Origin of the sequence: Pseudomonas sp. IT-P44, assembly GCF_949768225.1 — a bacterium.
Lineage (GTDB): Bacteria > Pseudomonadota > Gammaproteobacteria > Pseudomonadales > Pseudomonadaceae > Aquipseudomonas > Aquipseudomonas migulae.
Map to the genome: position 1 here is coordinate 306,105 of NZ_CATKQM010000024.1, position 19,691 is coordinate 325,795.

Here is a 19,691-nt window from a genome sequence, read left to right on the forward strand (position 1 = left end):
CCTCGCGTCGGCCGCGCGGATGTGCAATGACGTGCTGGATTGAGGATGGCAGCCATGACGATACCGATGTGGATGTTGCTGGGGTTCGCGACCTGGACTTTGCTGCTGTTGATGGCAACCGTCGGGGTGTATCGCTGGGTCAGAATCCTGTTCTCGAATGTTCCGATTGCCTCTTTCCGAAGCGATCAGCCCGATGGCGAAGATTGGTATCGGCGCGGAACACGAGCGCATGCGAACTGTGTGGAAAACCTGCCCGTCTTTGGCGCCATTGTGTTCGTGATTTCAGCCCTTGGTATCAACACACCCGCCGTTGACAACTTGTCCATGCTCGTCCTGATCGCTCGTGTGTGCCAGTCTCTGGTTCACGTATCTCATGTGCAGACAAACAGGTTCGTGGCGGTTCGGTTTACCTTCTTTTGCGTTCAGTTGGTCTGTTTCCTTGCGCTCATTGTGATAGCGGCGAGTTACGGCGTATGAGTAAGGGATGAAGTGTTTACTTGCCGCAAACGTCGAGGGTAATGCGTTGCCGCTCTCGGCAAGCATGCGGCACGACCCCATCTCAGCGACGCTGTTCGGCTCGCAAACAAACCCCATGTAACCCCTTCTGATCCTGAGGGTGACGTCGTTATCATGGACGCCGGTTCGACAGGAGAAATGCAATGGAACTGAAGTTCAGTCACGTCGATGTACTGGTCACGAATCTTGAAGAAGCCTGTGCTTACTACGCACAAACACTGAAGGCCAGGATCTCTAAAACCCTCGTCTGGGAACGCGGTGGCCTGCACGTGCGCTACGCGATTGCGTTGATCGGTCAGGAGCGTTTCATGCTGGTTCAACCGTTGGCGGGGAACCTGAAGGAGCTCCTCGATTCTTCGGGTGAAGGCATGATTTATCGCCACTGCTACTCCACGCCGGACATCGAGAAGGCCTATGACGAATTGATCGCCACGGGTGTTCAGCCAGAAGACGAAAACGGCAAACCCCTCGCCCGCGAGAACCTGCAATCCCCGTCCGGGGCCCGCATTATCTGGCTGCCCAAGCGCTTCGGGCACTTCTCCATCGAGATATTGGAAGACAAGGCGCTGGAAGCATTTATCGAGGAGGCGTTTGCCTGAAATCTGGTCTCGGGATTCGGAAGTTGACCACAGCGCTCCGGCCATCTGCCTCAATAATTTTTTGCCAAGCCCTCAGCAGCGGAGATGTATCCCGTCCTCCTGAAAACAGATCAGAAGGTGTAAACCTTATTCAGGACGGGACAACTCTCGAATTAAAGCCCCCCGCCAGCGCCTTTTTTGTAGTTCAGTGCCCCGCAACCGCAGGCCGGCCAGCCGCACGCGGTCCCGATTTGAAGCCGTGAGCCCGAGCCCCCCAGACAATCGCAAAACCCACTCCCACCAACACCATCATTGCCCAGGGAAAAGAGGCGATACCCCATCTATCCAGCAACACGCCGCCCACTACCCCACTCCCCGCAATCGCACTGTTCCAGGCCACCACATTCAGCGACAACGCCACATCGGCCCCATCTCCCGCCGCGTCTGCCAGCGCCGTTTGCAACAACGTCGCCGCCCCGCCGAAGCTCAACCCCCAAACCGCCACGCCGATGTAGATCACTTCAGGCACGCTCCCCAAAAATCCAAGCACAACGCAAACCGCCGCAAACGTCGCCAGGCTCACCAACACTGTCTTGCGCAACAACGGCTCAACCAATTTGGCAGTCAGCCAGATCCCCGCCAACGCCGCAGTGCCAAACACCAACAACACTAAATCCACGCGATCCCCCAACCCCGCCGGCACCACGAACGGTGCGATGTAGGTGTAGAGAATGTTGTGGGCCAGCATCCAGCAGATCACCACCGCCAGCACGGGGCGCACGCCCGGAGTGGTCAGAACGGTGCGCAGCGACAGGCGCTGGTGCTCGGCTTGGGAGGGGTAGTCCGGGACTTTCACCAGCACCCAGGCAATCAGCACCAGGGTCAGGGCCGACATGATGCCGAAGGTCGTGCGCCAACCCACGAGGCCGCCCAGCCAGGTGCCGAGGGGTACACCCAGGGACAGGGCAATCGGTGTGCCGACCATGGCCAGCGCCAGCGCCTTGCCCTGTTGATGGGGCGCGACCATGCGTCGGGCGTAACCGGCCAGCAGGCTCCAGGCCAGCCCCGCCGCGACGCCGGCGAAGAAGCGCGCCACCAGGGTCGCTCCGTAGTGGGATGACAGCGCGGTGATGGAGTTGAACAGCAGGAAACCGACGATGGTCAGCAGCAGTACATTGCGGCGGCGCCAGCCACGGGTGGCGATGGTCATGGGGATCACCGCCAGAACCGAACCCAGCGCGTAAGCGGTGACCATCTGCCCGGCCATGGAGGGGGAAATCGCCAGTCCTTCGCTGATCAGGGGCAATAGGCCGGCGGGCAATGTTTCGGTGACGATGCAGATGAAGCCGGTCATGGCCAGTGCAAGCAAGGCGCCAATGGGTAGGCGCTCGGGCGCCACCGATAAGGTAATTGAGGGTGTCACGGTAGATTCCTTGAGTGAGGATTTTCGACTTAAATACTGATCGATACAAATGTTGAAGGCTGCCAGCACTCGTTGTCAACGACTTATGTATCGACTAGTATTTATCTCGTAATCCTCAGGAGCCTTGAAATGGCGCAAATGGGCCGCCCCCGAACCTTTGACCGCGACCAAGCCGTGGAACAGGCCATGCACCTGTTTTGGCAACACGGCTACGACGCGACCTCCCTCGCTCAGTTGAAAGCCGGATTGGGCGGCGGAATTTCCGCACCGAGTTTTTATGCGGCATTCGGTTCCAAGGAAGCGTTGTTTGACGAGTGTGTGCAGCGTTATCTGGCGACTTTCGCTCAAGTCACCGAATGCCTGTGGGACGGGAGCCTGCCTCCACGCCAGGCTATCGAAACCGCGCTGCGCCAATCGGCGCGCATGCAATGCGAAGAAGGTCATCCCAAAGGCTGCATGGTGGCCCTCGGCGTGATGAGCGCGCCCAGCCCGGAGAGTGCGCGGGTGGTCGATGCATTGACCCATTCACGCACCCGCACTCGTGCGGGGATTTTGGCGTGTGTCGAGCGGGGTATCAGTACAGGTCAATTGCCGGGCAATGTTCACGCGCCCGCGATGGCTACGGTGTTCGACAGTTTCCTGCAGGGTATTTCCATCCTCGCTCGGGATAACACGTCGCATGAGGTAATTGATGCGGCCATCACCCAGATACTGCTGACTTGGGACATTACGGCCTCTTCCGCTCCGCCAGCTATCGCAATGGCCAACAGGGACTGATTGATTTAACCCGTGAGGCCATGGCGTGAATCCGGCGCAACTGCGTAATTGTCAAAGGCCCGTCCAGGGCCGGGTTATCGGATAGCCGGGAACTCTTCGACGCTGTCAGGCCAGGCAGATAGAACCTCAAAGCCATCGTCAGTGACCGCCACCATGTGCTCCCACTGGGCTGAAAGGGAGTGATCCTTGGTGACAACGGTCCAGCCGTCCGCCAGGGTTTTCACATGACGCTTACCCGCATTCAGCATCGGCTCAATGGTGAAAATCATGCCCGCTTTCAACTGCAATCCCTGGCCGGGGTAGCCGTAATGGAGGATCTGCGGTTCATCGTGATAGACCTTGCCAATACCGTGACCGCAGTATTCGCGCACAACACTGAATCCATCCCTTTCGGCGACCGACTGAATGGCATAACCGATATCGCCCAGCGTGGCGCCGGGGCGAACGACTCGAATACCGGCGCACAGCGCTTCGTAGGTGGTCTTGACCAAATGCCGAGCCTGCGGACTGGGTTCACCCACGTAATACATTCGACTGGTGTCGCCATACCAACCGTCCTTTTTGACAGCGACGTCGATATTCACAATGTCGCCATCCTTCAGGACAGTGGCCGAAGGCAGGCCATGGCAGACCACCTGATTGACGGACGTCAGCACGGTTTTCGGGTAGCCGAGATACCCGATATTCCCCGCAATGGCCTTTTGCACATTGACGATGTAATCGTGACAGCGCTGATCGAGCTCGTCGGTGGTGACACCCGCTTTCACATAAGGCCCAATCATGGCCAGCACCTCGGCCGCCAGCGTTGCAGCGGCACGCGAGCTGGCGATGTCTGCCCGGGTATTAATGCGCACGTTCGCCCTCATTTTCTGGCACCGATGGCTGCATGAACCTGTGGGCCTTGCGAACTTTCTTCGAGGGCGCAGAGCTTCTTCAAATCAAGACCACCTTGCAGTTCTGCACGAATCAACATGCGGCAAATGTCGCTGTGATCCAGGTCGGGGTGTAATTCGGCAAGCATCCCGATACGCATCCAGTGCTCGGCCTGAGCGTTGATCGAGCGACTCAACGCATCGCTCGCGACGCGCAGATGCTCATGCATGTCTTCAGAAATTTTTACGATGCCCATCAGCTTCACTATATGAAATGGATATGGAACGTATATTAGTCGGTTTGGGCGCTAAATCAAATGCACGTTATGGCAATGAGGAAGGAATACTGATGGATCTGATCGATCCGCCTGCAAAGGTAGTAATGATTTGGGCGAATGAGTCAGCCCTACGGACTCTGCAGCGGCCTCGTTCTCAAAGACCGCATTCCAGCAACGCCCCATGCCAGGCAATGAATTGACAGTCAGACAGCATTTGACCACCCCATATGGAAAACCGTATATTCGATTAACCATATGTACCAAGAGAAGTCACCATGCGCGTTCTGTTCATGTGCACCGCCAATAGCTGCCGCAGCATCCTCTCCGAAGCGATGTTCAATCATCTCGCGCCGCAAGGTTTTCAGGCAGTCAGTGCCGGCAGCTTCCCCAAGGGCCAGGTTCTGCCGCGCAGTCTTGTGACGCTGCAAGAAGCCGGCATCGCGATTGACGGGTTGAGCAGTAAAGGCAACGACGCCTTCGAAGCCAACCCACCGGACATTGTCATCACCGTCTGTGACAAGGCTGCCGGCGAGGCGTGCCCGGTTTACTTCGGCCCGGCGCTGAAAGCCCATTGGGGATTGGAAGATCCGTCCGAGGTGAAGGGCGACGAAGCGGTCGTGACCGCAGCCTTCCACTCAACCCTGGCGCGCATCGAAACACGCTGCCGGGCCTTCCTCGCCCTGCCCTTCGGCGAACTTGACCGGGATGCGTTGAAGCGCGAACTCGATCGCATCAGCACCCTGTAACCGGAGCCCTCATGTCCCACGAACTGCCCAATCTAGACGCCTCCCTGATTCAATCCATTGCCGGTGACGACATCCCGCACAAGCCGCGAATCCTGCTGTTGTACGGGTCGACTCGACCGCGCTCATTCAGTCGTCTGCTGATCGAGGAAGCCGCCCGATTGCTCGAACATTTCGGTGCAGAAACGCGAATCTTCAATCCATCCGGTCTTCCTCTGCCGGACGATGCACCGACCGATCACCCGAAAGTCCAGGAACTGCTTGAACTGATGCAATGGTCGGAAGGACAGGTCTGGTGTTCGCCTGAACGTCACGGCTCGATGTCGGCCGTGTTCAAGGCGCAAATAGACTGGGTGCCGCTCGCGCTAGGCGCCATTCGCCCGACCCAGGGCAAAACCCTCGCGGTCATGCAAGTCAGTGGTGGCTCTCAGTCGTTTAACGTGGTGAATCAACTGCGCGTGCTGGGGCGCTGGATGCGGATGTTCACCATCCCCAACCAGTCTTCCGTGCCGAAGGCTTATCTGGAATTCGACGAAGACAACCGCATGAAACCGTCCGCGCTTTATGACCGGGTGGTGGACGTCATGGAGGAGCTGGTGAAGTTCACCCTGTTGCTGCGCGAGCGCCCGGACCTGGTTGACCGTTACTCGGAACGCAAGGAGTCGGCGGAGGAACTGACCCGGCGGGTGAATCAGCGGTCGATTTGAATCTCAAGCATGAGCGCTTGAATGCCTCATTTTGACAGTGACGAACATTTTGACGCGGTCGTGAATTTCCTGGAGAGCATGTCGAAAAGGTTCATGCCGTTCACTGCTCGCCGGATCCTCAAAATTCCACGTCATCACTTCGTCAGAGATCGGCATCTTGCCCGCCTCTTCCGATGATTTGTCACACAGCGTGATGACATAGTCGAACTGCTGGCCTTCAAACTCGCTGATTGATTTGCTGCGCAAGCCGGTTGCGTCGACGCCGATATGTTCCAGCGACTCAAGCGTTCGCGGGTCGACTTCACTGGCTACCAGCCCCGCGCTGAAGGCTTCAAAGTGTTCGGAGTCGATATGTTTGAGGAGCGATTCCGCCATCAATGAACGAATGTCATTTTTAGCGCAGACGAACAGCACCCGGGATTTTTCGGTCATGAGCAACGCCCCCTCTTTCAAGACAGTGAACGGAACATCGGTTGCTGTTATTAGAGCAGTGATTGCGCCGAAGGGAAGTCCTGACCGATGGGAAGCATATGAAATGCAGTACGGATTGAAGAATTGTCACGAGGCTGTCATTTATCTTAAGTAATACTGACTTCAACCCGTTGCGGGCTCTTTCAATGGCTGCCATTTTTGGCAGCTTTTTTTTGCCTGCCGCTTTTGCCGCCTCAAACATCAATTAGTCCCCGCCGATCCTGCCCCCCCCAGCGCTTTATAGATCGCAACAAATAAACACCGATGTGGCGAGATAGAGGAAACCCTATCTCGCCACACCGGTGTTGTCGTAGTCGGCAGCCCCCACTATCAGCCCTGCGCTTTGCTCATTTTGGTGAACAGCTCGGTTGGCACTTTCTTGCCGTTGGAGGTGTACTGGTTGGTGCGGAATTTGTAGACCTCGCCTTCGGAAAGAAAACCGTCGTTGTTGGTGTCCATCGCCTTGAACTCTTCAGCACCCTTTGGGGCCACGGTCAGCAATTCTTTCAGGGAAACGCGGCCGTCGTGGTCGGTGTCGGTACGGGCGAAGGAAGCGTCGCCGCATTTGCCTTCACCGCATTTGCCTTCACCGGCCTTGGTGACTTTGGCGCCGGTTTCGCTGGCGCCGCACTTGCCTTCGCCACACTTGCCTTCACTGGTCTTTTCCGCCGCGGCGAGTTGGTAGCCTTGAGGCAGTGCGTCAGCGGCGAAGGCGGACGAAGCGAGGTTCATGCAGCCGACCAGTGAAACAGCGATCAGGCCAATACGGGATTTGTTCGAAAGACGGGACATGGTTATTTCTCCGGATACTGTGTGCGGTGAGGCCGCTCAGGGTCATGCCGCCAGGGCGATAAGCCGTGGTGCGAGGTGCGTTTGCTTTCTCGCTAAGGCCAGGCTATTTGACTGCAACCGTGTATCCCGGATGTATCCGGATCGAGGGGCATTTGTACGCCAGCATCTTTACAGCGGGTCTGGATACACAGCGATACATTTGGCCCACTGTTTTTTATCCTGGCGGCCTCGAAGCCCCCTGAACAAATCGACATCAAACCTATCCCTGAGCAATTCCAACACGATCGTAGTCGGGGCCCCGCCGCAGAAGATGTCCGGGCCAGACTCGCTCATCCTGCAGCCCTGCCATACTGTTCATCATGGCCAGTGCAACCTTCCGCTTCTACGAGGAGCTCAACGATTTCCTGCCGGCCGAACGGCGGCGGCAGTCATTCACCTGCAAGTGCGCGCGAGGGGCGACGGTCAAGCACATGATCGAGGCGCTCGGGATACCGCACACGGAGGTCGAACTGGTGTTGCTCAACGGCGAGTCGGTGGGTTTCGAGCGGGTGATCTTCGATGATGACCGGTTGGCGGTGTATCCCAAGTTCGAAACGCTGGACATCAGCCCGCTGTTAAAGGTTCGTGCTCAACCTTTACGGGTGCTGCGCTTCGTCGCGGATGCGCACCTGGGCGGGCTGGCCAACCTGCTGCGCATGAGCGGCTTCGACACCCTCTACGACAATGGCTTCGAGGATGGCGAGATCGCTGAGATCGCTGCGCAGCAAGGACGTATCGTGCTCACCCGTGACCGCGAACTGCTCAAGCGGCGGATCATCAGCCACGGCTGTTACGTGCATGCCCTGAAACCGTCGCTGCAGCTGCGCGAATTGTACGAGCGCCTCGACCTGGCGCGTAGCGCGCGGCCATTCAGCCTGTGCCTTCATTGCAACCTGCCGCTGCACGAGATCAGCCCGGAACTGGCCCGGCCGCAGGTGCCGCCACGCGTTGGCGCCCTCTATTCGCACTTTCTGCGCTGCGACGCCTGCCAACGGGTTTACTGGGAGGGTTCGCACTGGCGCAGCATGTGTGCACTGCTGGCACCTCTGCTGGACCGATAGCCGAACGCATCGACAGGGAAGAGATTGCGAGGACCGTTTACTCGGGAACTCCGGTCACCGCATGCACTACGCGCAAGGAGATCGGACCGATACGCCTGCGTTGTGTCACGAAAGTAGATTGCATCCATCTCCATACCTGTCCCGCTCGTGGCTTGCACCGGTGTACGGAGGTTAACCATTGGTCGAGAAAAACTCAGGGCAGAAGTCCTCCCCTTAACTACTGATCTAGTATCAACGCAAGTTTCGGCAGGAGATTCTCATGTCGTTGGCTGAAGAACAAAAACCGCAGCGTCGCAAAGAAGCCCGGCTGTTTGTCTTTCTTGTCGTCTGCCTTTTTCCGCTGCTGTCGGTCGCGATAGTGGGCGGCTATGGCTTCCTCATCTGGTTTTTCCAAATGCTCTACGGCCCGCCCGGACCACCTAACTGATAGTTCTCTTTCAGAGCCTGTTGGAGTCAGCGCATGGACGAAACTCTGCATATAGCCAGCCTGGTGGTACTTGCCCGACCTGAACTATTCGACGCCGTCAAAGCCAACTTGCGTCTATTGGACGGCCTGGAATTACATCACGAAAGTGCCGCCGGAAAACTGGTGGTCGTGCTTGAGGCCAGCCACGAAAATCAGATCCTGCAACGTATCGAGCAAATCAACAATCTGCCGGGTGTGCTCAACGCCGCGTTGATCTATCACGAACTCCTAGAGCCCACAGGAGACACCGAATGAGCATGTCCCGCCGAGAGTTCGTCAAGGCCCAGGCCGCGGCCATCGCAGCCGCCGCCGCTGGCCTGCCGATTGCCACGTCCGCCAGTAACCTGATTACCGAGGCGGACATGGTCACCCTGGACTGGAACAATGCGCCCTGCCGTTTCTGCGGCACCGGATGCAGCGTGATGGTCGCGACCCGCGACAACCGGGTGGTCGCCACCCATGGCGACGTCAAGGCCGAGGTCAATCGCGGACTCAACTGCGTGAAGGGCTATTTTCTCTCCAAAATCATGTACGGCGTGGACCGCCTGACCCAGCCTCTGCTGCGCATGACCAACGGCCAGTTCGACAAACAGGGCGAATTCCAGCCGATCAGCTGGGACCAGGCCTTCGACATTATGGAAGAAAAGTTCAAGCAAGCCCTGAAGAGCAAAGGCCCGGAATCGATCGGCATGTTCGGTTCCGGGCAATGGACGGTTTGGGAAGGTTACGCGGCCAACAAATTGATGAAAGCCGGTTTTCGCAGCAACAACATCGACCCCAATGCCCGCCATTGCATGGCCTCGGCGGTGATGGGTTTCATGCGCACTTTTGGCGCGGATGAACCGATGGGCTGCTACGACGACATCGAAGCCACCGACGCCTTTGTGCTGTGGGGCTCGAACATGGCTGAGATGCACCCGATTCTATGGAGCCGGGTCACCGACCGGCGCCTGAGCCAGCCGCACGTGAAAGTCGCGGTGCTGTCGACCTTCGAACATCGCAGCTTCGAACTGGCCGATATTCCCATGGTATTCACGCCGCAATCCGACCTGCTGATCCTCAATTACATTGCCAACCACATCATTGAAAACGGTAAGGTCGATAAGGATTTCATCAGCAAGCACACGCGCTTCGCCAAAGGCGCCGACGACATCGGCTATGGCTTGCGTCCTGACGACCCACGGGAAAAACAGGCAAAGAATGCCGACAAGGCCAATACCTGGACCGACATGTCCTTCGAACAGTTCGCCGCGTTCGTCAAACCCTACACCCTGGAACGTACCGCGAAAGAGTCCGGTGTTGCCCCGGAACACCTCAAGGCCCTGGCTGAACTTTATGCGGACCCCGAACGCAAGGTCGTGTCGTTCTGGACCATGGGTTTCAACCAACACACACGCGGGGTGTGGGCCAACAACCTGATCTATAACATCCACCTGCTCACCGGCAAGATCAGCGAGCCGGGCAACAGCCCATTCTCGTTGACCGGCCAGCCGTCAGCCTGTGGCACTGCGCGGGAGGTCGGCACCTTCTCCCACCGCTTGCCCGCCGACATGGTAGTGACCAACCCCAAGCACCGCGCCACCGCAGAACAGATCTGGAAACTGCCGGCCGGCACCATCCAGGAGAAAGTCGGTTTTCACGCGGTGCAACAGAGCCGCATGCTCAAGGACGGCATCCTCAACGTGTATTGGACCCAGGCCAGCAACAACATGCACGCCGGGCCGAACATCATGCAGGAAGTCTTGCCAGGCTGGCGCAACCCGGAAAACTTCGTCATCGTCTCGGACGTCTACCCCACCGTTTCCGCCCAGGCCGCCGACCTGATCCTGCCCAGCGCCATGTGGGTGGAAAAGGAAGGCGCCTTTGGCAATGCCGAACGTCGCACGCAGTTCTGGCATCAATTGGTCACCGCACCGGGAGACGCCAAATCGGACTTGTGGCAGCTGATGGAGTTTTCCAAACGCTTCACCACCGACGAAACCTGGCCCGCCGAGTTGCTAGCCAAATCGCCGCAATACAAAGGCAAAACCCTGTTCGAGGTTCTATTCAGGAACGGTCAGGTCGACCAGTTTCCCGTCGAGCAAATCGAGGCCGGCTACAAGAACGACGAAGCCAAGGCCTTTGGTTTCTATGCGCAAAAAGGCTTGTTCGAAGAGTACGCCCGGTTCGGTCGTGGCCATGGACATGACCTGGCACCCTTCGACCTTTACCACAGCGAACGTGGCCTGCGCTGGCCGGTGGTCGACGGCAAGGAGACCCGCTGGCGTTATCGCGAGGGCCTCGATCCTTACGTGGAGGCCGGCAGCGAAGTGCAGTTCTATGGCTACCCGGACAAGAAGGCGATCATCTTCGCCCTGCCCTACGAGCCACCGGCCGAAATCCCGGATGCTGACTACCCGTTCTGGCTAAGCACCGGCCGGGTTCTCGAACACTGGCATACGGGCAGCATGACCCAGCGAGTCGAGGAGTTGTACAGAGCGGTGCCGGACGCCCTGGTGTACATGCATCCGGAGGACGCCAAGGCCTTGAAGGCACGGCGTGGCAGCGAAGTGAAGCTGATCAGCCGCCGCGGTGAAATCCGCGCGCGCATCGAAACCCGCGGGCGCAACAAACCACCCCGCGGCCTGGTGTTCGTACCGTTTTTCGATGCCAACAAGTTGATCAACAAGGTCACGCTCGACGCCACCGACCCGATCTCCAAGCAGACCGACTACAAGAAATGCGCCATCCGCATCGAGTTGATCAGCGCGGCTTGAGGAGAACCGTCATGACTTTTCGAATCCTGCCCCTGGTCCTGCTTGCCGCAATGGGCGTGGTGCTTGCCGCCGAGGTCGATTACCCGCTGGATGCGCCCGGCCCCGACGGTCGCCGCCCCGGCGGCACCCTCACCCGGAGCATGCCCGCGCCACCGATTGCCAACGATGAAAACAAGGACCTGAAGCGCGAGCGCAACTATCCTGACCAGCCGCCGACCATTCCCCACAGCATTCGCGGCTACCAGATCGACAAGAACGGCAACAAATGCCTGACGTGCCACAGCCGGGCCAATAGCGCGCGCACCCAGGCGACGATGATCAGCATCACCCACTACATGGACCGCGACGGTCAGGCGCTGGCGGCGGTCTCGCCCCGGCGCTACTTCTGCACTCAGTGCCACGTGCCGCAAAAAGAGGTACTGCCGCTGGTGGGCAACACCTTTGAAACCATCGACAAAATCCTGCAAGACGATGCCAACGCTGCGCAAAAACCTTGAGGAGGCGCCATGAAAGCACTGTTCGCCCTGCTTAAGGATTATTGGGGCATCCTCTGTCGACCCAGCGTTTACTTCAGCCTGGGGTTTCTGACACTGGGCGGCTTTATCGCCGGGATCATTTTCTGGGGCGGTTTCAACACGGCGCTGGAGCTGACCAACACCGAGAAGTTCTGCATTTCCTGCCACGAGATGCGCGACAACGTCTATGTCGAGTTGCAGGACACCATTCACTACACCAACCGTTCCGGTGTGCGCGCCAGTTGCCCGGACTGCCACGTTCCCCATGAGTGGACGCACAAGATCGCGCGCAAGATGCAGGCATCGAAGGAAGTCTGGGGCAAGCTGTTCGGCACCATCGACACCCGCGACAAATTCCTCACCTTGCGCCGTGAACTGGCAGAACATGAATGGGCCAGGCTCAAGGCCAACGACTCGCGCGAATGTCGCAACTGCCACAACTTTGAGTTCATGGACTTTACCCGCCAGGGCAAACGCGCTGCGGCCATGCACTCCACCGCATTGGCCAAGGGCGAGGCCACTTGCATCGACTGCCACAAGGGCATTGCGCACAAGTTGCCCGATATGAGTGGAGTGAAAGGATGGTGATGCATCCGAACTATCCGACCGGCCGCCCCACACCGTCAGCGTAGGGCGACAGATCTCACACCGGTATCAGTTCGTGGTTACCACTTTTTTGCCGCCACTGTCCCACCCTCCTCCCAACGCCTTATAGATCGCGACGATGCCCCGGTACTGATCAGTCTCACCCAACGCCTGCGCATCCTCGGCGTTCAGGCGTTCACGCTGCGCATCGAGCAAAACCAGATAATCCACCGTGCCTTCCTTGTACTGGATCGCCGCCAGGTCTGCAGCCGCTCGGCTGGACTCACTTTGCCGGATCAACGACAGCAGCCGCTGCTGGCGTTTGCCGTAGTCGCTGAAGGCGTTTTCCGACTCTTCCAGCGCCAGCAGCACTTGCTGTTCGTAGGTGGCCAAGGCGCCTTCGGCATTCGCGTCGGCGCCCCGGATGCGCGCTCGCACACTGCCCAGGTCAAAAGCTGCCCAGGTAATACTCGGTCCCAATCCCCAGGCTCTGGCGGCACTGGAACCAATCTGCGATCCACGGCCAGCGGTGAAACCGAGGAAGCCGCTCAAGCTCACTCTCGGGAACAGGTCGGCGGTGGCCACGCCGATTTCCGCCGTGGAGGACGCCAGCCTGCGCTCAGCGGCGAGCACATCGGGACGCCGGCGCAGCAGCTCGGCGGGATCACCGATCGGCAATGCTTTGGCGATGGCGGGCAACTGCGCAGGACTCAACGACACGCTCAACGTATCCGGGCGTTCACCCAACAGCGTGGCGATGCGGTTTTTCTGCCGCACCTGTTCCGCTTGCAGTTGCGGAACCGTCGCCTCGACAGCCGCCAAACGTGCGTCGGCACGCACCACGTCAAGCTCATTGCCCACGCCGGCATCGCGCAGGCTGACCGTCACGCTGCGCGAATCCTGCTGATTCTTCAGGTTGGCCAGGGCAATTTTTTCCCGCAACTGCGCGCCGCGCAATTGGCCGTAGGCATCCACCAGCTCGGCGATCATTGTCACGCGAAGCTGATACAAGTCTGCGGCGGCAGCGTCTTCCTGGGCGCTGCTGGATTCCAGTTGACGCTGGATCCGGCCGAACAGATCGACTTCCCAAGCCATGTCGAGGCCCAGGTCGTAGCGTTCGATATTGACGCGGCTTTCGGTCAGGCCAGGCACTTGCGACTTGCCATGCTGGCTGCTGACGCGGCTGGTGACGACCGGCAAATTGTCATTGCTGACGTCATCACGAATCGCCCGGGCGGCTTTCCAGCGGGCAAACGCGACGCGCAAGTCGCGGTTGCCCTCCAGGGATTTGCTCACCAACTGATTGAGCGTGGGGTCATCAAACTGTTGCCACCACACCGTTTCAAATCGCGATTGATCGTAGGCACTGCCTTGGGCAGACACGACGTTGGCGGGCGCGGTGTCAGGCGTTTTGTAGTCGGGACCTACCGTGCAGGCGCCGAGCGCGACGACCAGAAGGCTGGGTAAAAAAAGCTTCAAGGTGTTCATGAATGTGCCTCCTGATTGAGCGCGTTTGCCTGATGTGCCTTGGTGACCTTGTGCGCGTTTTTGCGCTCGATGTAGCGACGAATCAGCACGAAGAACACGGGCGTCAGCAGCAACCCGAAGAAGGTCACGCCGAGCATTCCGGAGAACACCGCGACACCCATCGCACGGCGCATTTCCGAGCCGGCACCCGTGGACGTCACCAGCGGAATCACCCCCATGATGAACGCGAAGGACGTCATCAGAATCGGTCGCAGACGCATGCGGCAAGCGTCCAGCACTGCATCCAGCGGCGACATGCCCTGGTCCTGTTTATCCTTGGCGAACTCGACGATCAGGATCGCGTTCTTGCAGGCCAGGCCGACCAGTACGATCAGGCCGATCTGGGTGAAGATGTTGTTGTCGCCCTTGGAAATGATCACCCCGGCAATCGCCGACAGCAGGGTCATCGGCACAATCAGGATCACCGCCAATGGCAGGCTCCAGCTTTCATACAGCGCCGCCAGCACCAGGAACGCCAACAGCACGCAGAGCGGGAACACCAGAAGCGCCGTGTTGCCCGACAGGATTTGCTGGTAGGTCAGGTCGGTCCACTCGTACGTCATGCCGTTGGGCAACTCTTCCTTGAGCAACTTTTCAATCGCGGCTTGTGCCTGTCCGGAGCTGTAGCCGGGGGCGGCGCTGCCGTTGATTTCTGCGGTGAGGAAACCGTTGTAGTGCGAGACCCGGTCAGGGCCTGACGTCGGGCTGACCTTGACGAACGTGGCCAGCGGAATCATTTCGCCGCGATCATTGCGCACCTTCAACTGACCGATCTGTTCAGGCTCCTGGCGGAACTGCTGCTCGGCCTGCACGTTGACCTGATAGGTCCGGCCAAAACGGTTGAAGTCGTTGGCGTACAGCGAGCCCAGGTAGACCTGCAAGGTGTCGAAAATATCGTTGATCTTCACCCCGTGAGTCTTGGCTTTTTCCCGGTCAATGGCGGCTTCGACCTGCGGCACGTTGACGGTGTAACTGGTGAACAGGTTGGCCAGCTCCGGCGTGCTACGGCTCTTGGCGATGATGTTCATCGTCTCTTTGTACAACTCGTCGTAGCCCAGGTTGCCACGGTCTTCGATCTGCAGACGGAAGCCGCCAATCGTGCCCAGGCCTTGTACGGGAGGTGGCGGGAACACGGCGATGTAGGCGTCCTGAATGCCGCCGAACTTGCCATTGAGCGAGGCGGAAATCGCCTTGGCAGACAGGCTCGGGTCTTTACGCTCTTCAAACGAACTCAAGCCGATGAACGCAATACCGGCGTTCGGGCTGTTGGTGAAACCGTTGATTGAAAGGCCCGGGAATGCCACGGCACTGTCGAAACCCGGCTCGTTCATGGCGATGGTGCTCATGCGACGGATCACCGATTCGGTGCGGTCGAGACTCGCGGCATCCGGCAGTTGCGCGAAAGTCACCAGGTACTTTTTGTCCTGGGTCGGCACGAAGCCGGTCGGCGTGGTGCTGAAACCCATCCAGGTCATGGCGATCAGACCGGCGTACACCAACAACGCCACGCTGCTGCCACGAATGACTTTGGCCACGGCAACCATGTAGCCGTGACTGGCCTTTTCGAAGAAACGGTTGAACGGTTTGAACAGCCAGCCACCGAGCAAACGATCCAGCACTCTGGAGAACCGGTCTTTCGGTGCGCCATGAGCCTTGAGCAACACCGCTGCCAACGCCGGTGACAAGGTCAGGGAGTTGAACGCCGAGATCACCGTGGAGATCGCGATGGTCAACGCGAACTGCTTATAGAACTGCCCTGTCAGCCCGGAGATGAATGCGGCTGGCACGAATACCGCGCACAGCACCAGCGCCGTGGCGATGATCGGCCCGGTCACTTCGCCCATGGCTTTCTTGGTCGCTTCGACCGGCTCCAGTCCGGATTCAATGTTTCGTTCGACGTTCTCCACCACCACAATGGCATCGTCGACCACGATCCCGATGGCGAGTACCAGGCCGAACAGCGACAGCGCGTTGAGCGAAAATCCGAGTAGGTGCATCACGGCAAACGTACCGATCAGCGACACAGGCACGGCCACCAATGGAATGATCGACGCGCGCCAGGTTTGCAGGAACAGGATGACGACCAGCACCACGAGAATCAGTGCTTCAAACAGCGTGTGCACCACCGCCTCAATCGAACTGCGGACGAAAATCGTCGGGTCGTAGACGATCTCGTAATCCATACCTTCCGGGAAGTTTTTCTTCAGCTCGGCCATCTTCGCCCGCACCTGGTCGGAGACGTCGATGGCGTTGGAACCCGGCCGCTGGAAGATCGGCATCGCCACCGCTTCCTGGTTGTTGAGCAAGGCGCGCAAGGCGTACTGGTTGGAACCCAGTTCGATCCGGGCAATGTCCCTCAGGCGCGTGATTTCGCCGTTCGGACCACTGCGCACGATCACGTTTTCAAACTCTTCTTCGCTGACCAACCGCCCTTGCGAGTTGATCGACATCTGGAAGCTGGTGGCATTCGGCGCCGGCGGCGAACCCAGTTGCCCAGCGGCGACTTGACGGTTCTGTTCACGCACCGCAGTGACCACATCAGTGGCAGTCAGATTGCGCGAGGCGGTTTTGTCCGGATCGAGCCAGATACGCAGCGAGTAATCGCCAATGCCGAACATCTTCACATCGCCGATCCCTTCCAAACGTGACAGCTCGTCCTTGACGTTGAGGATCGCGTAGTTGGACAGGTAGAGCATGTCGTAGCGTTTGTCCGGCGACACCAAGTGCACCAGCAACGTCAGCTCGGGGGACGCCTTGTCGACGGTGATACCGATACGCGTCACTTCCTCGGGCAGCTTGGGCTCGGTACGGGTCACGCGGTTCTGGACCTGGACCTGGGCGTTGTCCAGGTCGGTGCCCAACGCGAAGGTCACCGTAAGGGTAAGCCGGCCATCAGCCGTGGATTGCGAGGACATGTACAGCATGTTCTCGACGCCGGTAATGGCTTGCTCCAAAGGGGCTGCCACGGTTTCGCCGATGACTTTCGGGTTGGCGCCCGGGTAGTTGGCGTGAACGACGACGGTCGGTGGAACCACTTCCGGATATTCACTGATCGGCAACTGGAACAGCGAGATCGCGCCGGCGATCAGGATCAGCAGCGACAGCACCGCCGCGAAGATCGGCCGCGTGATAAAGAACTGGGAGAACTTCATGTCGGTGCTCCTTATCCGCGAGGTGCAGCGGCAGAATCCGCTTTCACCAGGGCAGGTGATTTAACGGCAGCCGGCTGATTGGAGGCTTCGATGGCCTGGCGCTGGCGAGCCAGTGTGGCGACGGTTTCCGGGCTGGCCATCGGCGCATCCTGCGGGTCGATCACCGCGCCGGGCCGCACGCGCTGCAGGCCGTTGATGACGATGCGATCGTCTTTCTGCAAGCCGCTGCGCACGATGCGCAAGCCTTCAAGCTTCGGCCCCAGATCGACGCTGCGATAAACCGCTTTGTTGTCCTGATCGACCACCAGCACGAATTTTTTGCCAAGGTCGGTGCCCACCGCTTCGTCCTTGATCAACAGGCCGGGATAGGCGGCGCTGCCCACCAGTTTCAACCGGGCATACAGGCCGGGGGTGTACTGGCCGTCCGTGTTGTCGAACACCGCGCGACCACGGATGGTGCCGGTTTTCGGATTGACCTGGTTGTCGACGAAGTTCATCTGCCCGAGGTGGCTGTTGCCCTCCTCGTTCGACAGGCCCATGTACACCGGCGTGGCTTGACCGCGCTGACCCTGGCGGGAAAGCAGGCTGTACTTGAGGAACATGCGCTCGTCCGCATCGAAATAGGCGTAGACCTTGTCCGTGGAGACCACGCTGGTCAGCGCGGTGGTGTCGGCGGTCACGATGTTGCCGGCGGTGATTTCCGCACGGCTGACGCGGCCGGTGATCGGCGCGGTAACGCGGGTGAAGCTGAGGTTCAAACGCGCCAGATCCAACTGCGCCTGAATGGCATCGACACCGGCCCTGGCTTCTTGCGCCGTGGTCGTGCGGGTGTCGGCGAGCTCTGCGGAGATCGCGTTGCTGCTTAATAGACGTTGGCCGCGCTGCGCTTCGTTGCCGGTGCGGACCAAGGTGGCGCGTGCCTGTTGCAGCTGCGCCTCGATGCGATGCACCTCATGTTCGAACGGCCGTGGATCAATCTGGAACAGCAAGTCGCCCTTCTTCACCAGCGCGCCATCGGTAAAGGCCACGCGTTCAATCTGGCCCGACACCCGTGGACGAACCTCGACGGTTTCCGGTGCTTCCAGGCGAGCGGTGACTTCATCCCACTCGGTAATGGGCTGCTCGAGCACTTTGGCGACGGTGACGTGCGGCGCCCCCGGAGCCTGTGCGGCACTGGGTGTACGTTCACACGCGGCAAGCATCAGCAGCGCCAACGCAGCCAGGGGATAACGCAAAGGTTTGAGTGACTGTTCCATGGGGTGTGTCCGCCAGACGGTTTGGGATTTTGCGGATTCTCGGCCTCGCGCGAGGTCACGACGAATCGAACGGAGTGAAGTTGGCTATCATCATTAATGATAGCCGTCATGTTTAAGGACAAAAAAAGGGGCGACCCGGTTAACCCCTCTTGTGAGCGATTGCCGAACACACGCAATCCAGCGCCGGCCCCAGCGTCTGCGCCGCACTCAATGCCCGTGGAGTGGGCACCATTCGGCGACCGATGCGCTCGAACAAAGGGTCGTTGAACAACTTGCGCAAACGCACCAGCGCCGCGCTGATGGCGGGCTGGCCCAGCGACAGTTTCTCAGCGGTGCGGGTGAGGTTTCGCTCCTGAATCAGCGTGTCGAATACCACCAGCAGATTCAGATCGATACTGTGCAGATCATTACGTTTCATGGGGCAGGTCCACGTAGAGATTTTGACTTGAGCCACAGGCGGGGAATCCGCCAGACTTGAGTCGATACCGGAAAAGCCATTGCAGCGACTTTATATGACGCGCATCATCAATACCAGCCTCTCAGCACAGCTTTTCCCAAGCGATGCCGACCTGGCGACAGGAGCAGTCTCATGAAAGTCACGAAAGACCAGGCCGCCGCGAACAAAGAGGCGATCCTCACGGCCGCGTCCCGGCTGTATCGGGAAAAGGGAATCGACGGCATCGGCATTGGTGAACTGTCCCGTTCCGTGGGCCTGACCCATGGCGGCTTTTACGGACAGTTTCCGGGCGGCAAGGAGCAGTTGGCTTCAGAAGCCGTCACCCGCACGTTCGAGTCCAATATCCAGGACTGGCGGGACGCCAAATCCATTCCCGAGCTCATCAAGGGTTACCTGACGCAAGGGCACCTGGATAACTGGACCGAGGGCTGCCCTATCCCGGCATTGGGCGCTGATGTTGCCCGCGCCGGCGGGACCGTCAGCAACTCCTTCACCAAAGGCGTCGAGCGTTTGATCGAAACGTTGATGGCACTGGTCGAGGGGGAAAGTCACGAGGAGAAATACCAGGAATCGCTGCGCATCCTGTCATCGATAGCCGGGGCGATGTTGATTGCCAGGGCGTTGGACAACCCGGAGTTGTCCGGGCAGTTCCTGCAATCGGTGATCAATGCCTGGCCTGCTGTTCCAGAGAAAGAAGAGCAGGCAGGCGTTCCGGACTGA

Annotated in this window: 21 protein-coding genes; 12 read left to right on the top strand and 9 right to left on the bottom strand. The window is 59.1% G+C overall.

Features of this window, described 5'->3' with window-relative positions:
• The first annotated feature begins 54 nt into the window (after positions 1–54).
• Both ACM6IO_RS15020 and ACM6IO_RS15025 read left to right on the top strand, forming a co-directional pair.
• Positions 55–477, top strand: a complete 423-nt coding sequence (locus ACM6IO_RS15020) for an MAPEG family protein (protein ID WP_414911759.1) — start codon at positions 55–57, stop codon at positions 475–477.
• 182 nt (positions 478–659) lie between these two features.
• Positions 660–1,115, top strand: a complete 456-nt coding sequence (locus ACM6IO_RS15025) for a VOC family protein (protein ID WP_226299551.1) — start codon at positions 660–662, stop codon at positions 1,113–1,115.
• 184 nt (positions 1,116–1,299) lie between these two features.
• Here the strand turns inward: ACM6IO_RS15025 and ACM6IO_RS15030 are convergent, their stop codons facing one another.
• Positions 1,300–2,517: an MFS transporter gene (locus ACM6IO_RS15030; RefSeq protein WP_008038838.1), complete on the bottom strand. Its 1,218-nt coding sequence runs from the start codon at positions 2,515–2,517 to the stop codon at positions 1,300–1,302.
• A gap of 129 nt (positions 2,518–2,646) precedes the next feature.
• On the opposite strand from ACM6IO_RS15030, the gene ACM6IO_RS15035 reads away from it, so the two are divergent.
• Positions 2,647–3,294 carry a TetR/AcrR family transcriptional regulator gene (locus ACM6IO_RS15035; protein ID WP_008038840.1) on the top strand — a complete coding sequence of 216 codons (648 nt, stop codon included), beginning with the start codon at positions 2,647–2,649 and terminating at the stop codon, positions 3,292–3,294.
• A 74-nt stretch (positions 3,295–3,368) separates the two neighbouring features.
• On the opposite strand, the gene map is transcribed toward ACM6IO_RS15035, so the two are convergent.
• Positions 3,369–4,160 (bottom strand): type I methionyl aminopeptidase, encoded by a 792-nt coding sequence (map, locus tag ACM6IO_RS15040; RefSeq protein ID WP_207284485.1) that lies wholly within the window; start codon positions 4,158–4,160, stop codon positions 3,369–3,371.
• Positions 4,157–4,423 carry a ParD-like family protein gene (locus tag ACM6IO_RS15045; RefSeq protein ID WP_008038842.1) on the bottom strand — a complete coding sequence of 89 codons (267 nt, stop codon included), beginning with the start codon at positions 4,421–4,423 and terminating at the stop codon, positions 4,157–4,159. The genes map and ACM6IO_RS15045 overlap by 4 nt, the downstream gene beginning before the upstream one ends.
• A 296-nt stretch (positions 4,424–4,719) precedes the next feature.
• Between ACM6IO_RS15045 and ACM6IO_RS15050 the strand changes: the two genes are divergently transcribed.
• The gene (locus ACM6IO_RS15050) at positions 4,720–5,190 is read left to right on the top strand and encodes an arsenate reductase ArsC (protein ID WP_008033448.1); all 471 of its coding nucleotides are present in this window, start codon (positions 4,720–4,722) and stop codon (positions 5,188–5,190) included.
• 11 nt (positions 5,191–5,201) lie between these two features.
• Positions 5,202–5,894, top strand: coding sequence for an arsenical resistance protein ArsH (gene arsH / locus ACM6IO_RS15055; protein ID WP_008038847.1), 693 nt, complete (start codon positions 5,202–5,204; stop codon positions 5,892–5,894).
• Positions 5,895–5,897: 3 nt separating this feature from the next.
• On the opposite strand, the gene ACM6IO_RS15060 is transcribed toward arsH, so the two are convergent.
• Both ACM6IO_RS15060 and ACM6IO_RS15065 read right to left on the bottom strand, forming a co-directional pair.
• Entirely contained in the window at positions 5,898–6,326 is a 429-nt protein-coding gene (locus ACM6IO_RS15060; RefSeq protein WP_414911760.1) for an arsenate reductase ArsC, read from the bottom strand.
• A gap of 369 nt (positions 6,327–6,695) precedes the next feature.
• Positions 6,696–7,157, bottom strand: coding sequence for a hypothetical protein (locus ACM6IO_RS15065; protein WP_414911761.1), 462 nt, complete (start codon positions 7,155–7,157; stop codon positions 6,696–6,698).
• 359 nt (positions 7,158–7,516) lie between these two features.
• On the opposite strand from ACM6IO_RS15065, the gene ACM6IO_RS15070 reads away from it, so the two are divergent.
• The 6 genes from ACM6IO_RS15070 to ACM6IO_RS15095 all read left to right on the top strand — a co-directional run bounded on the left by ACM6IO_RS15070 (position 7,517) and on the right by ACM6IO_RS15095 (position 12,582).
• On the top strand, positions 7,517–8,257 hold the full coding sequence (locus ACM6IO_RS15070) for a Mut7-C ubiquitin/RNAse domain-containing protein (RefSeq protein WP_223481198.1): 741 nt from the start codon (positions 7,517–7,519) through the stop codon (positions 8,255–8,257).
• Positions 8,258–8,516: 259 nt separating this feature from the next.
• On the top strand, positions 8,517–8,684 hold the full coding sequence (napE, locus tag ACM6IO_RS15075; protein WP_008038857.1) for a periplasmic nitrate reductase, NapE protein: 168 nt from the start codon (positions 8,517–8,519) through the stop codon (positions 8,682–8,684).
• 33 nt (positions 8,685–8,717) lie between these two features.
• Positions 8,718–8,978 carry a chaperone NapD gene (locus ACM6IO_RS15080; RefSeq protein ID WP_008038861.1) on the top strand — a complete coding sequence of 87 codons (261 nt, stop codon included), beginning with the start codon at positions 8,718–8,720 and terminating at the stop codon, positions 8,976–8,978.
• Positions 8,975–11,479 (top strand): nitrate reductase catalytic subunit NapA, encoded by a 2,505-nt coding sequence (gene napA / locus ACM6IO_RS15085; protein WP_414911762.1) that lies wholly within the window; start codon positions 8,975–8,977, stop codon positions 11,477–11,479. The genes ACM6IO_RS15080 and napA overlap by 4 nt, the downstream gene beginning before the upstream one ends.
• Before the next feature lie 11 nt (positions 11,480–11,490).
• Entirely contained in the window at positions 11,491–11,976 is a 486-nt protein-coding gene (locus tag ACM6IO_RS15090) for a nitrate reductase cytochrome c-type subunit (RefSeq protein WP_414911763.1), read from the top strand.
• Between the two features lie 9 nt (positions 11,977–11,985).
• Positions 11,986–12,582 carry a cytochrome c3 family protein gene (locus tag ACM6IO_RS15095; protein WP_008038883.1) on the top strand — a complete coding sequence of 199 codons (597 nt, stop codon included), beginning with the start codon at positions 11,986–11,988 and terminating at the stop codon, positions 12,580–12,582.
• A 66-nt stretch (positions 12,583–12,648) separates the two neighbouring features.
• Here the strand turns inward: ACM6IO_RS15095 and ACM6IO_RS15100 are convergent, their stop codons facing one another.
• The 4 genes from ACM6IO_RS15100 to ACM6IO_RS15115 form a co-directional block, all read right to left on the bottom strand.
• Positions 12,649–14,067, bottom strand: coding sequence for an efflux transporter outer membrane subunit (locus ACM6IO_RS15100; protein WP_414911764.1), 1,419 nt, complete (start codon positions 14,065–14,067; stop codon positions 12,649–12,651).
• A complete protein-coding gene (locus ACM6IO_RS15105; protein WP_414911765.1) occupies positions 14,064–17,258 on the bottom strand; it encodes an efflux RND transporter permease subunit in 3,195 nt (1,064 codons plus the stop codon). The genes ACM6IO_RS15100 and ACM6IO_RS15105 overlap by 4 nt, the downstream gene beginning before the upstream one ends.
• Before the next feature lie 11 nt (positions 17,259–17,269).
• Complete coding sequence (gene mexE / locus ACM6IO_RS15110) at positions 17,270–18,514, bottom strand: multidrug efflux RND transporter periplasmic adaptor subunit MexE (protein ID WP_414911766.1); 1,245 nt, start codon at positions 18,512–18,514, stop codon at positions 17,270–17,272.
• Between the two features lie 139 nt (positions 18,515–18,653).
• A complete protein-coding gene (locus ACM6IO_RS15115; RefSeq protein ID WP_008038901.1) occupies positions 18,654–18,932 on the bottom strand; it encodes a LysR family transcriptional regulator in 279 nt (92 codons plus the stop codon).
• 171 nt (positions 18,933–19,103) lie between these two features.
• On the opposite strand from ACM6IO_RS15115, the gene ACM6IO_RS15120 reads away from it, so the two are divergent.
• Positions 19,104–19,691 (top strand): TetR/AcrR family transcriptional regulator, encoded by a 588-nt coding sequence (locus tag ACM6IO_RS15120; protein ID WP_414911767.1) that lies wholly within the window; start codon positions 19,104–19,106, stop codon positions 19,689–19,691.

Excerpts from the sequence above, each read along its gene's own strand:
- ACM6IO_RS15020 (WP_414911759.1), top strand. The coding sequence starts at position 55 with ATGACGATACCGATGTGGATGTTGCTGGGGTTCGCGACCTGGACTTTG.
- ACM6IO_RS15025 (WP_226299551.1), top strand. The coding sequence starts at position 660 with ATGGAACTGAAGTTCAGTCACGTCGATGTACTGGTCACGAATCTTGAA.
- ACM6IO_RS15035 (WP_008038840.1), top strand. The coding sequence starts at position 2,647 with ATGGCGCAAATGGGCCGCCCCCGAACCTTTGACCGCGACCAAGCCGTG.
- map (WP_207284485.1), bottom strand. The coding sequence starts at position 4,160 with ATGAGGGCGAACGTGCGCATTAATACCCGGGCAGACATCGCCAGCTCG.
- ACM6IO_RS15045 (WP_008038842.1), bottom strand. The coding sequence starts at position 4,423 with ATGGGCATCGTAAAAATTTCTGAAGACATGCATGAGCATCTGCGCGTC.
- ACM6IO_RS15050 (WP_008033448.1), top strand. The coding sequence starts at position 4,720 with ATGCGCGTTCTGTTCATGTGCACCGCCAATAGCTGCCGCAGCATCCTC.
- arsH (WP_008038847.1), top strand. The coding sequence starts at position 5,202 with ATGTCCCACGAACTGCCCAATCTAGACGCCTCCCTGATTCAATCCATT.
- ACM6IO_RS15060 (WP_414911760.1), bottom strand. The coding sequence starts at position 6,326 with ATGACCGAAAAATCCCGGGTGCTGTTCGTCTGCGCTAAAAATGACATT.
- ACM6IO_RS15065 (WP_414911761.1), bottom strand. The coding sequence starts at position 7,157 with ATGTCCCGTCTTTCGAACAAATCCCGTATTGGCCTGATCGCTGTTTCA.
- ACM6IO_RS15070 (WP_223481198.1), top strand. The coding sequence starts at position 7,517 with ATGGCCAGTGCAACCTTCCGCTTCTACGAGGAGCTCAACGATTTCCTG.
- napE (WP_008038857.1), top strand. The coding sequence starts at position 8,517 with ATGTCGTTGGCTGAAGAACAAAAACCGCAGCGTCGCAAAGAAGCCCGG.
- ACM6IO_RS15080 (WP_008038861.1), top strand. The coding sequence starts at position 8,718 with ATGGACGAAACTCTGCATATAGCCAGCCTGGTGGTACTTGCCCGACCT.
- napA (WP_414911762.1), top strand. The coding sequence starts at position 8,975 with ATGAGCATGTCCCGCCGAGAGTTCGTCAAGGCCCAGGCCGCGGCCATC.
- ACM6IO_RS15090 (WP_414911763.1), top strand. The coding sequence starts at position 11,491 with ATGACTTTTCGAATCCTGCCCCTGGTCCTGCTTGCCGCAATGGGCGTG.
- ACM6IO_RS15095 (WP_008038883.1), top strand. The coding sequence starts at position 11,986 with ATGAAAGCACTGTTCGCCCTGCTTAAGGATTATTGGGGCATCCTCTGT.
- ACM6IO_RS15100 (WP_414911764.1), bottom strand. The coding sequence starts at position 14,067 with ATGAACACCTTGAAGCTTTTTTTACCCAGCCTTCTGGTCGTCGCGCTC.
- ACM6IO_RS15105 (WP_414911765.1), bottom strand. The coding sequence starts at position 17,258 with ATGAAGTTCTCCCAGTTCTTTATCACGCGGCCGATCTTCGCGGCGGTG.
- mexE (WP_414911766.1), bottom strand. The coding sequence starts at position 18,514 with ATGGAACAGTCACTCAAACCTTTGCGTTATCCCCTGGCTGCGTTGGCG.
- ACM6IO_RS15115 (WP_008038901.1), bottom strand. The coding sequence starts at position 18,932 with ATGAAACGTAATGATCTGCACAGTATCGATCTGAATCTGCTGGTGGTA.
- ACM6IO_RS15120 (WP_414911767.1), top strand. The coding sequence starts at position 19,104 with ATGAAAGTCACGAAAGACCAGGCCGCCGCGAACAAAGAGGCGATCCTC.